The sequence below is a fragment of the Naasia sp. SYSU D00057 genome (genome assembly GCF_017916505.1).
Taxonomy (GTDB): Bacteria; Actinomycetota; Actinomycetes; order Actinomycetales; family Microbacteriaceae; genus Naasia.
In genome coordinates this window covers 150,636-166,492 of sequence record NZ_JAFMSZ010000002.1, presented here as the reverse complement: position 1 = coordinate 166,492, position 15,857 = coordinate 150,636, and the positions used below count along the sequence as shown (strand labels likewise).

At 71.8% G+C, this 15,857-nt stretch carries 17 protein-coding genes; 10 read left to right on the top strand and 7 right to left on the bottom strand.

All coding sequences use genetic code 11. The features are described 5' to 3' along the window. Positions 1-95 precede the first annotated feature (95 nt). From J3P36_RS08030 to J3P36_RS08020, 3 genes are all read right to left on the bottom strand, one after another. Positions 96-848 carry an SDR family NAD(P)-dependent oxidoreductase gene (locus J3P36_RS08030; protein WP_210506993.1) on the bottom strand — a complete coding sequence of 251 codons (753 nt, stop codon included), beginning with the start codon at positions 846-848 and terminating at the stop codon, positions 96-98. Beyond that, a complete protein-coding gene (gene gndA / locus J3P36_RS08025; protein WP_210506991.1) occupies positions 848-2,302 on the bottom strand; it encodes an NADP-dependent phosphogluconate dehydrogenase in 1,455 nt (484 codons plus the stop codon). Before gndA ends, J3P36_RS08030 begins: the two co-directional genes overlap by 1 nt. Positions 2,303-2,434: 132 nt before the next feature. After that, positions 2,435-2,971, bottom strand: coding sequence for a helix-turn-helix domain-containing protein (locus J3P36_RS08020; RefSeq protein WP_307806999.1), 537 nt, complete (start codon positions 2,969-2,971; stop codon positions 2,435-2,437). A 72-nt stretch (positions 2,972-3,043) separates the two neighbouring features. Here J3P36_RS08020 and J3P36_RS08015 point away from each other — a divergent pair, with 72 nt between their 5' ends. From J3P36_RS08015 to pth, 4 genes are all read left to right on the top strand, one after another. Beyond that, on the top strand, positions 3,044-4,087 hold the full coding sequence (locus J3P36_RS08015) for an SDR family NAD(P)-dependent oxidoreductase (RefSeq protein ID WP_210506989.1): 1,044 nt from the start codon (positions 3,044-3,046) through the stop codon (positions 4,085-4,087). 60 nt (positions 4,088-4,147) lie between these two features. After that, positions 4,148-4,660 carry a gluconokinase gene (locus J3P36_RS08010; RefSeq protein ID WP_307806998.1) on the top strand — a complete coding sequence of 171 codons (513 nt, stop codon included), beginning with the start codon at positions 4,148-4,150 and terminating at the stop codon, positions 4,658-4,660. A gap of 162 nt (positions 4,661-4,822) precedes the next feature. Further along, the gene (locus J3P36_RS08005) at positions 4,823-5,431 is read left to right on the top strand and encodes a 50S ribosomal protein L25/general stress protein Ctc (RefSeq protein ID WP_210506987.1); all 609 of its coding nucleotides are present in this window, start codon (positions 4,823-4,825) and stop codon (positions 5,429-5,431) included. An 8-nt stretch (positions 5,432-5,439) separates the two neighbouring features. Then, a complete protein-coding gene (pth, locus tag J3P36_RS08000; RefSeq protein WP_210506985.1) occupies positions 5,440-6,018 on the top strand; it encodes an aminoacyl-tRNA hydrolase in 579 nt (192 codons plus the stop codon). Positions 6,019-6,154: 136 nt separating this feature from the next. On the opposite strand, the gene J3P36_RS07995 is transcribed toward pth, so the two are convergent. Genes J3P36_RS07995 through J3P36_RS07980 form a run of 4 tightly spaced genes read right to left on the bottom strand, consistent with a single transcriptional unit; the run spans position 6,155 to position 9,499 of the window. After that, the gene (locus J3P36_RS07995; RefSeq protein ID WP_210506983.1) at positions 6,155-7,099 is read right to left on the bottom strand and encodes a sugar kinase; all 945 of its coding nucleotides are present in this window, start codon (positions 7,097-7,099) and stop codon (positions 6,155-6,157) included. Beyond that, entirely contained in the window at positions 7,096-7,725 is a 630-nt protein-coding gene (locus J3P36_RS07990) for a bifunctional 4-hydroxy-2-oxoglutarate aldolase/2-dehydro-3-deoxy-phosphogluconate aldolase (RefSeq protein ID WP_210506981.1), read from the bottom strand. The genes J3P36_RS07995 and J3P36_RS07990 overlap by 4 nt, the downstream gene beginning before the upstream one ends. Further along, on the bottom strand, positions 7,722-8,471 hold the full coding sequence (locus tag J3P36_RS07985; protein ID WP_210506979.1) for an SDR family oxidoreductase: 750 nt from the start codon (positions 8,469-8,471) through the stop codon (positions 7,722-7,724). The genes J3P36_RS07990 and J3P36_RS07985 overlap by 4 nt, the downstream gene beginning before the upstream one ends. A 5-nt stretch (positions 8,472-8,476) precedes the next feature. After that, positions 8,477-9,499 (bottom strand): zinc-binding dehydrogenase, encoded by a 1,023-nt coding sequence (locus J3P36_RS07980; RefSeq protein ID WP_210506977.1) that lies wholly within the window; start codon positions 9,497-9,499, stop codon positions 8,477-8,479. Between the two features lie 171 nt (positions 9,500-9,670). Between J3P36_RS07980 and J3P36_RS07975 the strand changes: the two genes are divergently transcribed. The 6 genes from J3P36_RS07975 to J3P36_RS07950 all read left to right on the top strand — a co-directional run bounded on the left by J3P36_RS07975 (position 9,671) and on the right by J3P36_RS07950 (position 15,833). Next, complete coding sequence (locus J3P36_RS07975; protein ID WP_210506975.1) at positions 9,671-10,840, top strand: CaiB/BaiF CoA-transferase family protein; 1,170 nt, start codon at positions 9,671-9,673, stop codon at positions 10,838-10,840. Beyond that, a complete protein-coding gene (locus J3P36_RS07970; RefSeq protein WP_210506973.1) occupies positions 10,837-11,967 on the top strand; it encodes an extracellular solute-binding protein in 1,131 nt (376 codons plus the stop codon). Before J3P36_RS07975 ends, J3P36_RS07970 begins: the two co-directional genes overlap by 4 nt. Continuing rightward, complete coding sequence (locus J3P36_RS07965) at positions 11,952-12,431, top strand: MaoC/PaaZ C-terminal domain-containing protein (RefSeq protein ID WP_210506971.1); 480 nt, start codon at positions 11,952-11,954, stop codon at positions 12,429-12,431. The genes J3P36_RS07970 and J3P36_RS07965 overlap by 16 nt, the downstream gene beginning before the upstream one ends. Before the next feature lie 4 nt (positions 12,432-12,435). Then, positions 12,436-13,449, top strand: coding sequence for a LacI family DNA-binding transcriptional regulator (locus J3P36_RS07960; protein WP_210506969.1), 1,014 nt, complete (start codon positions 12,436-12,438; stop codon positions 13,447-13,449). 108 nt (positions 13,450-13,557) lie between these two features. After that, positions 13,558-14,535 (top strand): aldo/keto reductase, encoded by a 978-nt coding sequence (locus tag J3P36_RS07955; RefSeq protein ID WP_210506967.1) that lies wholly within the window; start codon positions 13,558-13,560, stop codon positions 14,533-14,535. Further along, complete coding sequence (locus J3P36_RS07950; protein WP_210506965.1) at positions 14,532-15,833, top strand: L-fuconate dehydratase; 1,302 nt, start codon at positions 14,532-14,534, stop codon at positions 15,831-15,833. Before J3P36_RS07955 ends, J3P36_RS07950 begins: the two co-directional genes overlap by 4 nt. The last annotated feature ends 24 nt before the right edge of the window (positions 15,834-15,857 follow it).

Here is a 15,857-nt window from a genome sequence, read left to right as displayed (position 1 = left end):
GACGCGACTACGCGGTGGCTGCGTCCCGGAACACCTCGCGTGATTTCGAGACGCCGGCCGCGGCCGGCTCCTCAATCACCCGGGGGGAGGCGACCCTACTGAGCGGTCCAGCCTCCGTCGAGGGGGAGGATCGTGCCCGTCACCAGGCCCGCGGCCGGTGACGCGAGGTAGAGCACAGCGGCCGAGACATCGTCGATGGTGCCGAACCGGCCGACCGGGATGCGCGCGAGGATGTCTCCCGCGATCTCCGGCTGGTCGAGCCGCTCGGCGGTTCCCGGGGTGCGGATGTAGGTGGGCGCGATGGCGTTGACCGTGATGCCGAGCGGCGCCCACTCCAGGGCGAGCACCTTGGTGAGCATGTTCACGCCGCCCTTGCTCGCCGAGTAGACGGCGTGCCGGCGGATGCCGACGAGCCCCGCCTGCGAGCTCATGTGCACGATGCGCCCGTAGCCGCGCTCCGCCATCAGCCGGGCGGCCGCCTGCGACGCGAAGAAGAGGCCCTTGAGGTTGACGGCCATCATGCCGTCCCAGTCGTCCTCGGTGATGTCGAGCGCGTCGTGGTTGAAGCCGAGCCCGGCGTTGCCGACGAGGATGTCGACGCGGCCGAGGTCGCGCCCGATGCGGTCGAAGGCTTCGCGGATCGATCCGACGTCGGCCAGATCGGCGGTCACCGTGACGATGCGCCCGCCCGCGGCGCTCGCCTCCGCCTCGAGGGACTCGAGGTCCTCGGCCGAGCGGGCCGTCGCCGCCACGGTCGCCCCCGCAGCGGCGAGGGCGAGCGCCACCCCGCGGCCGATGCCGCGGGAGGCGCCCGTGACGACGGCGACCTGCCCGGCGAGGTCGTTCATCAGTGGCTGTCGGTCGCCGCGACCTCGGTGCGGTCGCCGCTCCAGAGGGTGTGGAACGTGCCCTCCTTGTCGACGCGCCTGTAGGTGTGCGCGCCGAAGAAGTCGCGCTGGCCCTGGATGAGCGCAGCCGGCAGGCGGTCGGCGCGGAGGCCGTCGTAGTAGGCGAGCGACGACGAGAACGCGGGCGCGGGGATGCCGCCCTGCACCGCGGCGATGACGACGCGGCGCCACGCGGCCTCGGCGCCGGTGAGCGCCTCCCGGAAGTAGGGGGCGGTGAGCAGGGCGACGAGGCCCGGGTCCTCGGCGTACGCGTCGGTGATGCGGTTGAGGAACTGCGCGCGGATGATGCAGCCGCCGCGCCAGATCTTCGCGATGTCGCCCTTCTGGATGTCCCAGCCGTACTGCTCGGCGCCGGCGACGATCTCGTCGAAGCCCTGCGAGTAGGCGATGATCTTCGACGCGTAGAGCGCGCGGCGCACGTCCTCGATGAATCCCTCGGGGTCGTCGACCGTCCACTCCTCGGCGGGGCCCGGCAGATCCGCGGCGGCGGCGCGCTGGGCGGGCTTCGACGAGAGCGAGCGGGCGAAGACGGCCTCGGCGATGCCGGACACCGGGATGCCGAGGTCGAGGGCGGTCTGAACGGTCCAGGCGCCGGTGCCCTTGGCGCCGGCCTGGTCGACGATCACGTCGACGAGCGGCTTGCCGGTCTCGGCGTCGACCTGGCGGAGCACCTCGGCCGTGATCTCGATGAGGTAGCTCTCGAGCTCGCCGCGGTTCCACTCGGCGAAGATGTCGGCGATCTCGGCGGGGCTCTTGCCGGTGCCGCGGCGGATGAGGTCGTACGCCTCGCCGATCAGCTGCATGTCGGCGTACTCGATGCCGTTGTGGATCATCTTCACGAAGTGGCCGGCGCCGTCGGTGCCGACGTGCGTCACGCACGGCTCGCCCTCGGCGATCGCGGCGATGGACTTGAAGATCGGGCCGAGCGTCTCCCACGCCTCGGCGCTGCCGCCGGGCATGATCGACGGCCCCTTGAGGGCGCCCTCCTCGCCGCCCGAGATGCCGGCTCCGACGAAGTTGATGCCCGTCTCGCGCACCGCCTTCTCGCGACGGATGGTGTCGGTGAAGAGCGCGTTGCCGCCGTCGACAATGATGTCGCCCGGCTCGAACACGCGGGTCAGCTCGTCGATCACCGCGTCGGTGGGGCGACCGGCCTTGACCATGATGATCGCCGCGCGCGGCTTCTGCAGCGAGGCGGCGAACTCCTCGATCGTCTTCGAAGGGAGGAAGCCGGCCTCGGGGAAGTGCTCGACCACACCCTCGGTCCGCTCCCACGTCCGGTTGTACACCGCCACGGTGTTGCCTTCGCGGCTGGCGAGGTTCCGGGCGAGGTTCGAGCCCATCACCGCCAGTCCGACCACGCCGATGTTCGCCTTTGCTGCCGTGTCCGACACGTCGTCTCCTTCGATTTCGCGAGCGTTCCGAGCGTAGCCGCCGCGCCGCGATCGCCGGGGGCCCGTGACGCCACGGGACACCGCGGTCGGGAACGCCTGCAGCCGAGCTGGTTCCTCCCGCCGTCGGAGCCGTCAGAGCCGGAAGGCCGCGTGCAGGATCGCGCGCGCTCGGGCGGCGACGGCCGGTCGCTCGGCGGCCTCCGATCGCGCGAGGGCGCTCGCGATCATGAAGAGCGCGAGCTCGACGTCCTCCGCGGTCACCGCGGGCGAGATCCGGCCTGCCTCACGATCGCGCTCGAGAAGCGCGGTGGCGACCCGGCGCACGCGGTTCCCCAGCGCCTCGACGCGGGGATCGTGCCGATGGCCGCTCACCAGGTCGAAGAACGCGGCCCCGACGGACGCCTGCTCCGCCGCACGGTCGAGCAGGTCGTCGAGCGTGGCGTCCGGAGACGCGGCGACGTCCTCGAGCTCGCCGAGATTGTCCTCGAAGACGGCCGCCGCGAGGGCGATTCGGTCGGGGAAGTGGCGGTACAGGCTGCCCTGCCCGACGCCGGCTCGCCGGGCGACCGCGCTGAGGGGCGCCGAATAGCCGGATTCGGCGAACACCTCCCGAGCCGCGGCGAGAAGGGCCCGCCGGTTCTCGGGTCCGGCGCTCGGACCTCGGTTCACTCTCGGGGCATCCGGCACCGGTATAGCGTAGAACCGGACAAGGTTGTCCGGTCAATCTCGATGGAGGCATTCATGGCTCACACCCTCACCCGCGACTCCTCGATCGGCGCGTGGCTCGACCACCCCGTCGGCGGCCCGATCATCGGCGAGCTCCTCGCCCAGGCCGGCCAGACGCCCGCCGCCCTCACGCCCGTCCGGGGCCTTCCCCTCAAGCAGTTGGTTGCGATGAGCGGCGGCGCCATGAGTGACGAGATGGTCGACGGGCTCGTCGCGCGCGTCCGCGCCGAGGGCGGCGTCGACGGCGAGCCCGAGGACGGGCAGAACACCGAGGAGGGCGTCACCGCTCCGGTCGCACAGTGGCAGGAACAGGTGACGAACGGCCGCTTCGCGGGGAGGACCGTCATCGTGACCGGCGCCGGCTCCGGCATCGGGCGGGCCACCGCCTCCCGGATCGCCCGCGAGGGCGGCCGCGTCATCGCGGTCGACATCTCCCAGGAGCGCCTCGACGAGTTCGCCGGCTCGCAGCCCGGCGCGGACATCGTCCCCGTCGCGGGCGACATCACCGACGACGACTCCGTCGCCGCGATCCTCGAGGCGGCCGGCGGGCAGGTGGACGGGCTCGCGAACGTCGCCGGGATCATGGACGACATGACGCCTGTGCACGAGGTGTCGGATGCCGTCTGGCAGCGCGTCTTCTCGGTCAACGTCACGGGGACCATGAAGCTGATGAGGGCGGTCGTGCCCGGCATGCTCGCGCGCGGCGCGGGATCCATCGTCAACGTCGCGTCCGAGGCCGGCCTGCGCGGCTCCGCCGCCGGCGCGGCCTACACCGCCTCGAAGCACGCCGTCGTCGGTCTCACCAAGAGCAGCGCCTTCATGTACGGGCCGAGCGGCATCCGCGTCAACGCCGTCGCCCCGGGACCGGTCATCACCAACATCGAGGCGAAGTTCGCGTCGGAGCTCGGCGCCGAGCGCGTGCAGCGCGCGATGGCCGTGCTGCCCACCCCCGTGCTGCCCGAGCAGCTCGCCGCGTCGATCACGTTCCTGCTGAGCGACGACGGCGTGAACGTCAGCGGCGCGATCCTCCCCTCCGACGGCGGCTGGTCCGCCGCCTGAACCGCGGCGCCCGCCGCCGCGATCCGGCGGCGGGCGCCCCTTCCTCCTAGGGTGGAAGCCGTGGAGCCGCTCGCGATCGTCGTCATGGGAGTCTCCGGCTGCGGCAAGTCGACCGTCGGGGAGGCGCTCGCAGGCGAGCTCCAGGTCGACTTCCTCGACGCCGACGACCTGCACCCCGCCGCCAACAAGGAGAAGATGGCCGGCGGCACGCCGCTGACCGACGAGGACCGCTGGCCGTGGCTCGCGATCGTCGGCGCCGCCATGAAGGCCGAGACCGACGGCGGGCGCTCCATCGTGGTCGCCTGCTCCGCGCTGCGCCGCGTCTATCGCGACGCCCTCCGCGACGCGGCCGCCGGTCCCGTGTTCTTCGTGCACCTGCACGGCACGAAGGAGCTGCTCGCCAGCCGGCTGGGTGCGCGGAAGGGGCACTTCATGCCCACCACGCTCCTCGACTCGCAGCTCGCGACCCTCGAGCCGCTGCAGGACGACGAGCAGGGCGTCGTCCTCGACGTCGTGCACACCCCGAAGGAGTTGACGGGGGCCGCGGTCGCCGCGCTCGCGGGGGTGCGCTAAACTCGCTGGCTGGACTTCGGCGAGGGATGCGACCCGCATCCGTGATCGACGCGGTGGATGGCTCCGGCTTGTCCTCACGCGCTGCGCGCACGAGTTGACCCACAAACCCCGGGCCATGCGCCCGAATCGAGACTGGGCCGTAAGGCCCGCGAGGAGAGCACAATGGCCGACCAGATCAAGGCCGAGACCCGCAGCAGCTTCGGCAAGGGCGCGGCGCGCAAGCTCCGTGCCGCCGGCAAGATCCCCGCCGTCATCTACGGCCACGGCGCCGAGCCGCAGCACGTGTCGCTGCCCGGCCACGAGGTGTCGCTCGTCATCCGCCGCGCGAACGCGCTGCTCGAGCTCGACATCGAGGGCCGCACCCAGCTCGCCCTCGTCAAGGACGTGCAGAAGGACCCGGTGCGCCAGATCATCGAGCACCTCGACCTCGTCGTCGTCCGCAGCGGCGAGCGCGTGCACGTCGAGGTCCCGGTGCACGTCGAGGGCGAGCCCGCCGGCGACGTCGTCGTCGCGCAGGACGCGACCACGGTCACGCTGGACGCCGAGGCCACCCACATCCCCGAGCGCGTCACCGTGAGCGTCGACGGCCTCACCGAGGGCACGCACATCACCGCGGCGCAGCTCACCCTGCCGCAGGGCACCAAGCTCGTCTCCGACCCGGAGATGCTGGTCATCGCGATCGGCGCGGCGACCGCCGCCGACCTCGGCGAGTCCGAGGAGCCGGCCGCCGAGCCCGCCGCCGACGCCGACACCGCGGCCGACAACGGCTGACCCTTCCTGTGGAGGATCCCTGGCTCGTCGTCGGACTCGGCAATCCGGGGGCGGGCTACTCCGGGAACCGGCACAACGTCGGTCAGATGGTGCTCGCCACCCTCGCTGACCGCATCGACGCGCGGTTCAAGTCGCACAAGACGAACGCGGCCGTCGCCGAGGGGCGCAGCTTCCCGGCGGGGCCGCGTCTCGTGCTGGCGAAGCCGAACACGTTCATGAACGTGTCCGGCTCGCCGGTCGCGCAGCTGCTCGCGTTCTACTCGCTCGAGCCGGACCGCCTCATCGTCGTGCACGACGAGCTGGACATCCCGTTCGACTCAGTGCGGCTCAAGGCGGGCGGCGGACACGGCGGCCACAACGGCATCCGCGACATCATCGCGGCGGTCGGCACCCCCGACTTCGTGCGCGTCCGGGTCGGGATCGGGCGCCCGCCCGGCCGCCAGCCGGCCGCCGACTTCGTGCTCAAGGACTTCGCGTCCGCCGAGCGCGAGGTGCTGCCGTCCCTGCTCGACGACGCCGCGGACGCGGTCCAGCAGATCGCGGCGGAGGGCCTGACGGCGGCTCAGCAGAAGTTCCACTCCCCGTAACGTGGCCGTCCGAGATGCCACTTTTCGTCCCCATCCGCCTGAAATAGGGGCGGAAAGTGGCAACTCGGGCGCGGGAGGGGCTGCGCTCGCACCGGCTGCGTCAGCCGTCGGCGGCGGCTCCGAGGGAGAGCAGGCGCTAGCGAGTGACCGGATCCGTGCGGTCGAGCATCGCGAGGTCGGCTCGGCGGGGGAGGCTCTCCCAGTCGCCCGGGCCCAGGCAGGCGAAGGCGCCCGCCGCCACCGCCGTCGCGAGTCGCGCTGCGGCCGGCTCGCCGGCCAGCAGCTCCGCGAGATACCCCGCGACGAAGGCGTCTCCTGCACCGACCGTGTCGACGACGGAGACCGTCCGCGCGGCCACCTCGTGCGCGACGCCGTCGATGAGGGCGAAGCATCCCTCGGCACCCCGCTTGATGAGGACCTGACCCGGCCCGAGAGCGGCGATCCGAGCAGCCAGGTCGGCCGGCGGCCCGTTGCCGACCAGCATCGCCGCCTCGTCCTCGCCCGCGAACACGAGGTCGGCCCGCCGCGCCAGTTCCTGGTACACCGGGACGGCCTCGGCGGCGGACCAGAGCGTCGCGCGGTGGTTCACGTCGAACGACACCGGGACGCCCGCCTCGTCGGCGAGGTCGACCGCGGCGAACACGGCACCGGCCGCGCTCGTGGACAGCGCCGGCGTGATGCCGGTGATGTGCAGCACGCCGGCGGCGCGGATGAGCGCGCCATCCAGGTCGTCGGGGGAGATCCGGCTGCCGGCGCTGCCCGCTCGGTAGTAGAGGACCCCGGTGTGGTCAGGGGTGCGCCGCTCCTTGATCATCAGGCCGGTGCGCGCGCCTCCATCCACGACGACACGCGCGTCGACGCGCTCGGCGCGCAGCTCGCGGGACACGCGCTCGCCCAGGCTGTCGGCGCCCACGCGGCCGATCCAGGCCGCCGTGCCGCCGAGGCGCGCGACGCCGATCGCGACATTGCTCTCGGCGCCGCCGATCGCGAGCCGGAATTCGCTCTCGTGCGCGAGCGAGCCGATCCCGGTCGGGCGGAACAGCGCCATCGTCTCCCCGAGGGTGACCAGCCCGCCGCTCATGCCCGTCCGATCGCGACGACGGCCTCGCTGCTGAGGCGCTCGATCGCCTCGAAGTCGCCCGACCCGATGAGCGAGCGGGGCGCCATCCAGCTTCCGCTCACGGCGGGCACCGCGGGATGGGCGAGGTACTCCGGCGCGTTGGCGCCGGTGACCCCGCCGCTCGGCACGAACCCCATCCCGACGAACGGTGCGGCGAGCGCCGCGATCGTGGGCAGGCCGCCCAGGCGGTCCGCCGGGAAGAACTTGACGGTGTCGAGGCCCGCCTTCGCGGCCCGCTGCACCTCCGTGCCGGTCGCGACCCCCGGGAGGACGGCGACGCCGCGCTCCATCGCCCGCTCGACGAGCTCGTCGTCGAAGCCCGGGCTGACGAGGAACGTGGCACCGGCGTCGACCGAGCGCTCGAGGTCGTCCAGGGAGAGCACGGTCCCGGCGCCGACCGCGAAGTCCGCCGTGCCGGCGACTGCGGCGATGGCGCCGAGGCCGGCGGGAGTGCGCAGCGTGAACTCGGCGCAGCGGATGCCGCCTGCCGCCAGCGCGGCGACGAGTTCCGGGGCGTTCGCCGCGTCGTCGAGCACGACGACCGGAACGATCGGGTTCTCCGCGAGCAGTGCGCGAGCGGGCGTCATCGGCCGAGCCAGCCGCCGTCGACGGGAAGGACGATGCCCGAGACGTAGTCGGACGCCGATGATGCGAGGAAGACCGTCGCGCCGGCGAGATCGTCAGAGGTTCCCCAGCGCCCGGCCGGTATCCGGTCGAGGATCGCCCGCGAGCGGTCCGGGTCGTCGCGCAGCGCCTGAGTGTTGTCGGTCGCGATGTAGCCGGGGGCGATCGCGTTCACGTTGACGCCGCGGGAAGCCCACTCGTTGGCGAGCGCCTTCGTCAGGCCGGCGATCCCCGACTTCGCCGCCGTGTAGCCGGGCACGTTGATGCCGCCCTGGAAGCTGAGCAGGGACGCCGTGAAGATGATCTTCCCGTGGCCGCGGTCGAGCATGGAGCGGCCGATCCCCTGCGCGAGGATGAACTGGCTCGAGAGGTTCACCTGGAGCACGCGGTCCCACAGCTCGATCGGGTGGTCAGCGGCAGGTGCCCGCTCGATGGTTCCCGCGTTGTTGACGAGGATGTCGACGTCCTGCCCCGACAGCTGGGCGACGAGGTCCGTCACCGCGGCCGGGTCGGCGAAGTCGCAGGCGATGCCGCGGAACGACCGGCCCGTGGCGATCACCGCCTTCTCGATGGTGCTCCCGGACGGCTCCAGCGTCGCGCTGACGCCGATGATGTCCGCGCCCGCCTCGGCGAGCGCCGTGGCCATCGCGAACCCGATGCCCCGCTTCGCGCCCGTGACGACGGCGGTCCGTCCGGAGAGGTCGAACATGCCGCTCACGCCTGGCCCGCCACATCGACGAGGACCTTCATGGCGCGGCCGGCCTCGAGGTCGGCGAACGCCTCCTGGGTGCGGGAGAGCGGCACGATCTTCGTGATGAGGAGCTCGGCCGGGATGACACCCCGGGCGACCAGCTCGACAGCGGTCTCGAAGTCCTGCCGCTGGTAGACGCGGGCGCCGAGGATCCGCAGCTCGCGCCAGAAGACCCGCTGGAGGTTGATGGGGCGCGGCTCCGGATGGATGGCCACGACCACGATGGTTCCGCGGACCTTCGCGAGGTCGGGTGCGCCGAGCACCGCGCCGGCCGCTCCCGACACCTCGAAGACGACGTCGGCGCCGGCGCCTCCCGTCCACTCCGTGACCCACTCGACCTGGTCCACCTCGCGGGGGTCGATCGTGGGAAAGCCGAGCGCCTCGACCTGCGCCCGGCGGTTGGGGTCGAGCTCGACGACGACGACGTCCCCGCCGAACTCGCGCGCCACGGAGGCGATGAGGACGCCGATCGGGCCGCCGCCGATCACGACCGCCTTCTGACCGGGGGCGAGTTCGGCTCTGCGGACGTCGTGGACGGCGACCGCCGCCGGCTCGACGAGCGCGGCATGGTCGAGGCGCAGACCGGCGGGCAGCGCGACGAGGGTCTCGGGGGGAACGTTCCAGAGCGGCTGCAGCGAGCCGGGGGAGTCGATGCCGATGAAGTTGAGGTTCTGGCAGATGTGGGAGTTGCCGGCAAGGCACGCGGGGCAGGTGCCGTCCCAGTCGAGCGGCATCACGGTGACCCCGTCGCCGACCGACCAGCCCTCGACCCCGTCGCCGACCGCGGCGACGGTGCCGCTCATCTCGTGGCCGAACACGAGCGGCGTGCTGACCCGCGCATCCATGCTCCCGTGCAGGATGTGCAGGTCGGTGCCGCAGAGGCCCGTGTAGGCCACGGCGACCTGCACCTCGCCCGGGCGCGGCGGCGTGGCCTCCGCCTCCGACACCTCGATGGTGTGGTCGCCCACATAGCTCGCAGTTCGCACCGGTGCTCCTCGATAGATCAGATGAATTCTTGCGCTCCATTGTGCACCCCCGCGCCGCGATTGTCGCCTTGCGGTCGCGGGAGGCCGCTCGTAGGATGAGCAAACGATTGATCACCAGCAGCGGCGGAGCAGGACAAGGGCCGCTGCGTCCGGGGAGATGAAGGCCTGACGATGGCGCCAGAGAACATACGACCACTCGAGGGCATCCTCGTGCTCGACTTCAGCCAGTTCCTCGCCGGCCCGGTGGCGGCCATGCGGCTCGCCGATCTCGGTGCGCGCGTGATCAAGGTCGAGCGACCGGGCGTCGGCGACATCGGGCGGACGCTCGCCTTCGCGGGTCGGACCGCCGACGGCGACACCATCTCCTTTCACGCGATGAACCGCAACAAGGAGTCGATCACCGCGAACCTGAAGTCGCCGGACGACCTGGCGTACGTGAAGCAGCTCGTCGCCAAGGCCGACGTCGTGATCCAGAACTTCCGTCCCGGCGTCATGGAGCGCATCGGCCTCGACTACGAGTCGGTCCGGGCGATCAATCCGGGCATCGTGTACGCGAGCGCGACCGGCTACGGCGACGCGGGCCCGTGGAAGGACCGCCCGGGCCAGGATCTGCTCGCCCAGAGCATCTCCGGGCTGCCGTGGCTCAGCGGATCGCACGACGACGGCCCGGTCCCGGTCGGCCTCTCCATCGCCGACCACCTCGTCAGCTGCCACATCGCCCAGGGGGTGACGGCGCTCCTCGTCCGCCGCTTCCGGACGGGCGTCGGCGGGCACGCCGAGACGAGCCTGCTGGAGGCGATGCTCGACCTCCAGTTCGAGCTGCTGAGCACGCGGCTCAACGACGAAACGATCACCGTGAAGCGGGGTGGCGAGCACTCGGCGCACGCGTTCCTCGCCGCCCCCTACGGCACCTATCCGACGCAGGACGGCTACCTCGCCCTCGCGATGAACCCCATCCCCGTGCTGGGCTCGCTGCTCGGACTGCCCGAGCTCGAGGCGATGACCGACCCGCGTCAGGCCTGGGACCTGCAGGAGGAGATCGAGGCCATCCTGGCCGCGAAGTTCGCGACCGGCCCCACCCAGCAGTGGCTCGACATCCTGGACGCGGCCGACGTCTGGTGCGCGCCGGTGCTGACGCTCGACGAGCTCCTCGAGTCGGACGGCTTCGCCGCCATCCGGATGACGCAGCAGGTGGAGCGGAACGGGACGACGCTCTCCACCACGCGGAGCCCGATCCGGATCGACGGACAGATCCTCACCAGCTCGAAGGCCGCGCCGATGCTCGGCGAGGACGACGAGCGCGTCCGCACCGAGTTCCCCGTGAGCGAGGCGGTCTCGTGACCGTCGTCCTCAAGGGCATCACCTGGGAGCACGCCCGCGGCTACGGCAGCGTCGTCGCGGCGGCAGAGGCGTACCGCGCGGTCGAGCCCGACGTCGAGGTCCGCTGGGAGTACCGCTCGCTCCAGTCCTTCGCCGACCAGGCGCTCGAGCGGCTCGTCGAGGACTACGACCTGCTCGTGATCGACCACCCGCACATCCCGCTCGCCGCCGAGCACGGACTGTTGGCACCCCTCGACGGAGCCGGTCACGACGACGAGCTCGCCGTGCTCGCCGGCCAGTCGGTCGGCCGATCGCATGAGAGCTACCGCCACCAGGATCGGCAGTGGGGGCTCGCGACGGATGCCGCGGCGCAGGTGGCCGCCTATCGCCCCGACCTGCTGCCCGAGCCGCCGCGGGATTGGGCCGGCGTGCTCGAGCTCGCGGCGGAGGGCCGGGTGCTGTGGCCCTACAAGCCCGTCGACGCCTTCTCGAGCCTCGTGACCGTCGCGAGCGGCAACGGCGAGGAGCCGATGCGCACGCCCGGCGTATTCCTCAGTCCCGACGCCCTGGGGGAGGCGATGGAGCTGCTCCGCAAGCTGGCGCGGCTCGTCCCGGAGGAGAACGCCGGCTGGAACCCGATCCAGGCCGCCGATGCCCTGAGCAGCGGGGATCGGTACGCCTACGTCCCCCTCGCCTTCGGCTACACGAACTACTCGCGTGCCGGGTTCCGGCGGCACCGGATCCGGTACACCGACATCCCCGCCTCGCGGAACGGCGTCAGCGGCTCGCTGCTCGGCGGGGCCGGCATCGCGGTGTCGGCCCGGACCCGGCATCCCGAGCAGGCGATCGCGCACGCGTTCTGGCTCGACTCCGCCGAGGTGCAGGAGGGCGTCTACTACGACGGCGGCGGGCAGCCCGGCAACGCGGTCGCCTGGGAGAGCGACCGCACGAACGCGGACAGCCTCGACTTCTTCCGCGGCACCCGCGCGACGCTCGAGGGCGCGTACCTGCGCCCGCGCTTCGTGCACTACATCGAGCTGCAGAACTCCCTCTCCGGGCTCGTGACCGACGCCCTGCTCGGGAGGATCCCGGACGACGAGCTGCGCGTCCGGCTCGACGAGGGCGTCGCGGAATGGCTGGTGCACTGATGCGGACGATCGACCGCTGGTACGAGGACTACGAGATCGGGGAGCGCCGGGAGACGGTGGGGCGCACCATCACCGAGGCGGACATCGTGCTGCACGCCGGGCAGACCGGCGACTTCTTCCCGCACCACATGGACGCCGAGTGGATGAGCACGCAGCCCGCCGGGCAGCGGATCGCGCACGGCACGCTCATCCTGTCGGTGGCCGTCGGCATGACCGCGGGGGACATCAACCCGCAGGCGATGAGCTACGGCTACGACCGCATCCGGTTCATCCGTCCCGTGTTCATCGGCGACACCATCACCGTGGTCGCGGAGATCACCGAGAAGGCGCCGCACACGAAGCGTCCCGACGAGTCCGGGTACGTCCACGAGGTGGTGTCGGTGACCAATCAGCGCGGCGAGACCGTGCTCGTGCTCACCCACCTCTACCTGGTGAACCGGCGAGCGACGCCGTCCCTACACTGAGCCGATGGCCACACTGAGCGACGTCGCGGCGCGTGCGGGGGTGTCGGTCTCCGCCGTGTCGCGCGTCCTCAGCGACGCCCCGAGCGCGCGCGTCAGCGTCGAGACCCGGCGCCGGATCCACGAGGCCGCGCGCGAGCTCGACTACCGCCCCAACTTCGCGGCGCGGGCCCTCAAGTTCGCGCGGACCAACGTCGTGGGACTCGTCGTGCCCGATCTCACCAACGCGATCTTCACGGAGCTCATGCGCGGCGTGGAGGAGGAGGCGCTCAAGCGGGGATACATGGCGCTCATCGCCCGCGCCGAGGGCATGCCCGAGGGCCAGGAGTCGATCCCGCGCCTCATCGGCGAGGGCCGCGTGGACGGCGTCCTGGTGCAGGTGGGCGACAACATGCGCCAGGAGGACCTGACGACCCTCCTCGAGGGCGGCCTCCCCGTCGTCTTCATCAACTCCATCCATCCCGAGCACGCCGGCTCGGTCACCCTCGAGGACGAGCTGGGGATGCGTCTCGCGACCCAGCACCTCCTCGACCTGGGACACCGGCGCATCGGATTCGTCAACGGCCTGCCGACGTCCGACTCGGCGCGCCGGCGAGGGCTCGGCTTCGCCGGTGCGATGGCGGACGCCGGCCTCGCGGTGCCGTCCGACTTCGTCACCGAGCTCGGCTACGAGCCGCGTCAGGGCAGGGCCGCGCTGAACCGCATCGCCTCCCTTCCCGACCCGCCGACCGCCGTCGTCGTCGCCAACATCAACGCGGCTCACGGTGCGCTGCTCGAGGCGCGGCGGCTCGGCCTGCGGGTCCCCGAGGACCTCTCCATCGTCGCGATGCACGACGCCTGGACGGCGGAGAACGCGTGGCCCCCGCTGACGACGATCAAGATGCCGCTGTACGAGCTCGGGCGGCAGGCGATGTCGGCCATCTTCGACCGGATCACCTCGGGCGCGGTCGCCGACCACGTCGTCCACGATCCTCGGCCGGAGCTCATCCTGCGCGAGTCGACGGCGCCGCCGCGCCGATAGAACTGACGAATCGGCCCCGCTGAGGTGGAAACCCCTCGAAAAGGCGCCTCGAAGCGCGATACATCTAATGTTTCGACTAGGGTGAGGGAGCAGTTGAGGAGGTGCACGATGCGCACTCGCGCGACGAAGCGCGGCCTGGAGTTGACCGAGCTGGGCTACGGAGCCGCACAGCTCGGCAACCTCTACCGGGAGACGACTCCGCAGGAGGCGGTGGAGTCGATCGACACCGCCTGGGCGGGCGGCGTCCGGTACTTCGACACCGCCCCGCACTACGGCGTGGGCCTCTCGGAGCGCCGCATCGGGGAGGAGCTCGCGAGGCGTCCGCGGAACGAGTTCGTTCTCTCGACCAAGGTGGGCCGCCTCCTCGTGCCGAGCCCGGAGACCGCGTCCGAGCGGGACGGGCAGGGCTTCGACGTGCCGGCCGATCCCCGGCGGCAGTGGGACTTCAGCCGCGACGGCATCCTGCGCTCCGTCGAGGACTCCCTTCGGCGCACCGGCCTCGACCGCTTCGACATCCTCTACCTGCACGATCCCGACGACTTCTTCGAGCAGGCCTCGACCGAGGGCGTCGGCGCCCTCATCGAGCTGCGGGAGCAGGGAGTGGTCTCCGCCGTCGGCGCCGGCATGAATCACGCCGCGCCGCTCGCCGAGCTCATCCGGCGCGCCGATGTGGACCTCGTCATGTGCGCGGGCCGGTTCACACTCGTCGACGACGAAGCGCTGCGCGACCTGCTGCCCCTCGCCCTCGAGCGCGGGGTCGGCGTCGTCGCGGCCGGCGTGTACAACTCCGGCCTGCTCGGCCGCGATCGGCCGGCGGCCGACGCCACCTTCGACTACGGACCCGCGCCGGCCGAGCTCATCGACCGGGCGAATCGCATCGCGGACGTGTGCGAGGCCCACGGCGTGACGCTGCCCGCCGCGGCCATCGCCTACGTCCTCCGGCACCCGGCGGTCACGAGCGTCGTCGTCGGCGCCCGCGGTCGCAGCCAGGTGCAGCAGAACCTCGACCGCTACCAGACATCCGTCCCCGACGCCGTGTGGACCGAGCTCGTATCCGCCGGCCTGATCCAGGAGATCCCGTCATGACCACCATCACCGCAGTCACCGCGCACGACGTCCGGTTCCCGACGTCGCTCAGCATGGACGGCTCCGACGCCATGAACAAGGACGGCGACTACTCCGCCGCCTACGTCGTCGTGCACACCGACGACCCCGCGGTGAAGGGCTACGGCTTCACCTTCACCATCGGGCGCGGCAACGACCTCTGCGTCGAGGCGGCGCGGCAGCGCGGCATCCCGCTGGTCGGGCGCTCGGTCGAGGACTCGGTCGCTGACCTCGGCGGCCTCTACCGCGAGCTCGCCTCCGACTCGCAGCTGCGCTGGCTCGGTCCGGAGAAGGGCGTGGTGCACCTCGCCATGGCCGCGGTCATGAACGCGATGTGGGATCTCGCGGCGCGCGTCGCGGGCAAGCCTCTGTGGCGGCTGCTCGCCGACATGACGCCGGAACAGCTCGTCGACGTCGCCGACCTGCGGTACCTCTCGGACGCGCTGACCCGCGACGAGGCCGTGGAGCTCCTCGCCGAGCTCGCGCCGACCCGCGCCGACCGGATCGCCGACCTCGAGGCGCGCGGCGGCTACCCCTGCTACACCACGAGCGCCGGCTGGCTCGGGTACAGCGACGACAAGCTGCGCCGCCTCCTGCAGGAGGCCGTGGACGAGGGCTACCGGCACGTGAAGCTCAAGGTCGGCGCCGACGTCGACGAGGACATCCGCCGGCTGCGGATCGCCCGCGAGGTCATCGGCTGGGACGCGAATCTGATGATCGATGCGAACCAGGTGTGGGACGTCCCGCAGGCCATCGACTGGGTCGGGAGGCTCGCCGAGTTCAAGCCGATGTGGATCGAGGAGCCGACCAGTCCGGACGACGTCCTCGGCCACGCGGCGATCCGCAAGGCCGTGGCCCCGATCGGCGTCGCCACCGGCGAGCATGGCATGAACCGGGTGCTGTTCAAGCAGATGTTCCAGGCGGAGGCCATCGACTACTGCCAGCTCGACTCCGCCCGCCTCGCGAGCGTCAACGAGATCATCGCCGTCTACCTCATGGCGAAGAAGTTCCGCGTGCCGGTGTGCCCGCACGCGGGCGGCGTCGGCCTGTGCGAGCTGGTGCAGCACCTGTCGATCTTCGACTACGTCTGCGTGTCCGGGTCGCTGGAGAACCGGGTCACCGAGTTCGTCGACCACCTGCACGAGCACTTCGTCGACCCCTGCATCGTCGAGAACGGCGCGTACGTGCTGCCGACCCAGCCGGGCTACAGCGCCCAGATGTTCGACGCGTCGGTCGAGGAGTACGCGTTCCCCGAGGGCTCGTACTGGGCATCCCGCTGACGACGGCCGGGTGCGCCGCCGCCG

Excerpts from the sequence above, each read along its gene's own strand:
- J3P36_RS07955 (WP_210506967.1), top strand. The coding sequence starts at position 13,558 with ATGCGCACTCGCGCGACGAAGCGCGGCCTGGAGTTGACCGAGCTGGGC.
- J3P36_RS07965 (WP_210506971.1), top strand. The coding sequence starts at position 11,952 with ATGGCTGGTGCACTGATGCGGACGATCGACCGCTGGTACGAGGACTAC.
- J3P36_RS07990 (WP_210506981.1), bottom strand. The coding sequence starts at position 7,725 with ATGACGCCCGCTCGCGCACTGCTCGCGGAGAACCCGATCGTTCCGGTC.
- J3P36_RS07985 (WP_210506979.1), bottom strand. The coding sequence starts at position 8,471 with ATGTTCGACCTCTCCGGACGGACCGCCGTCGTCACGGGCGCGAAGCGG.
- J3P36_RS08005 (WP_210506987.1), top strand. The coding sequence starts at position 4,823 with ATGGCCGACCAGATCAAGGCCGAGACCCGCAGCAGCTTCGGCAAGGGC.
- J3P36_RS07950 (WP_210506965.1), top strand. The coding sequence starts at position 14,532 with ATGACCACCATCACCGCAGTCACCGCGCACGACGTCCGGTTCCCGACG.
- J3P36_RS07975 (WP_210506975.1), top strand. The coding sequence starts at position 9,671 with ATGGCGCCAGAGAACATACGACCACTCGAGGGCATCCTCGTGCTCGAC.
- J3P36_RS07995 (WP_210506983.1), bottom strand. The coding sequence starts at position 7,099 with ATGAGCGGCGGGCTGGTCACCCTCGGGGAGACGATGGCGCTGTTCCGC.
- J3P36_RS08015 (WP_210506989.1), top strand. The coding sequence starts at position 3,044 with ATGGCTCACACCCTCACCCGCGACTCCTCGATCGGCGCGTGGCTCGAC.
- J3P36_RS08030 (WP_210506993.1), bottom strand. The coding sequence starts at position 848 with ATGAACGACCTCGCCGGGCAGGTCGCCGTCGTCACGGGCGCCTCCCGC.
- J3P36_RS07960 (WP_210506969.1), top strand. The coding sequence starts at position 12,436 with ATGGCCACACTGAGCGACGTCGCGGCGCGTGCGGGGGTGTCGGTCTCC.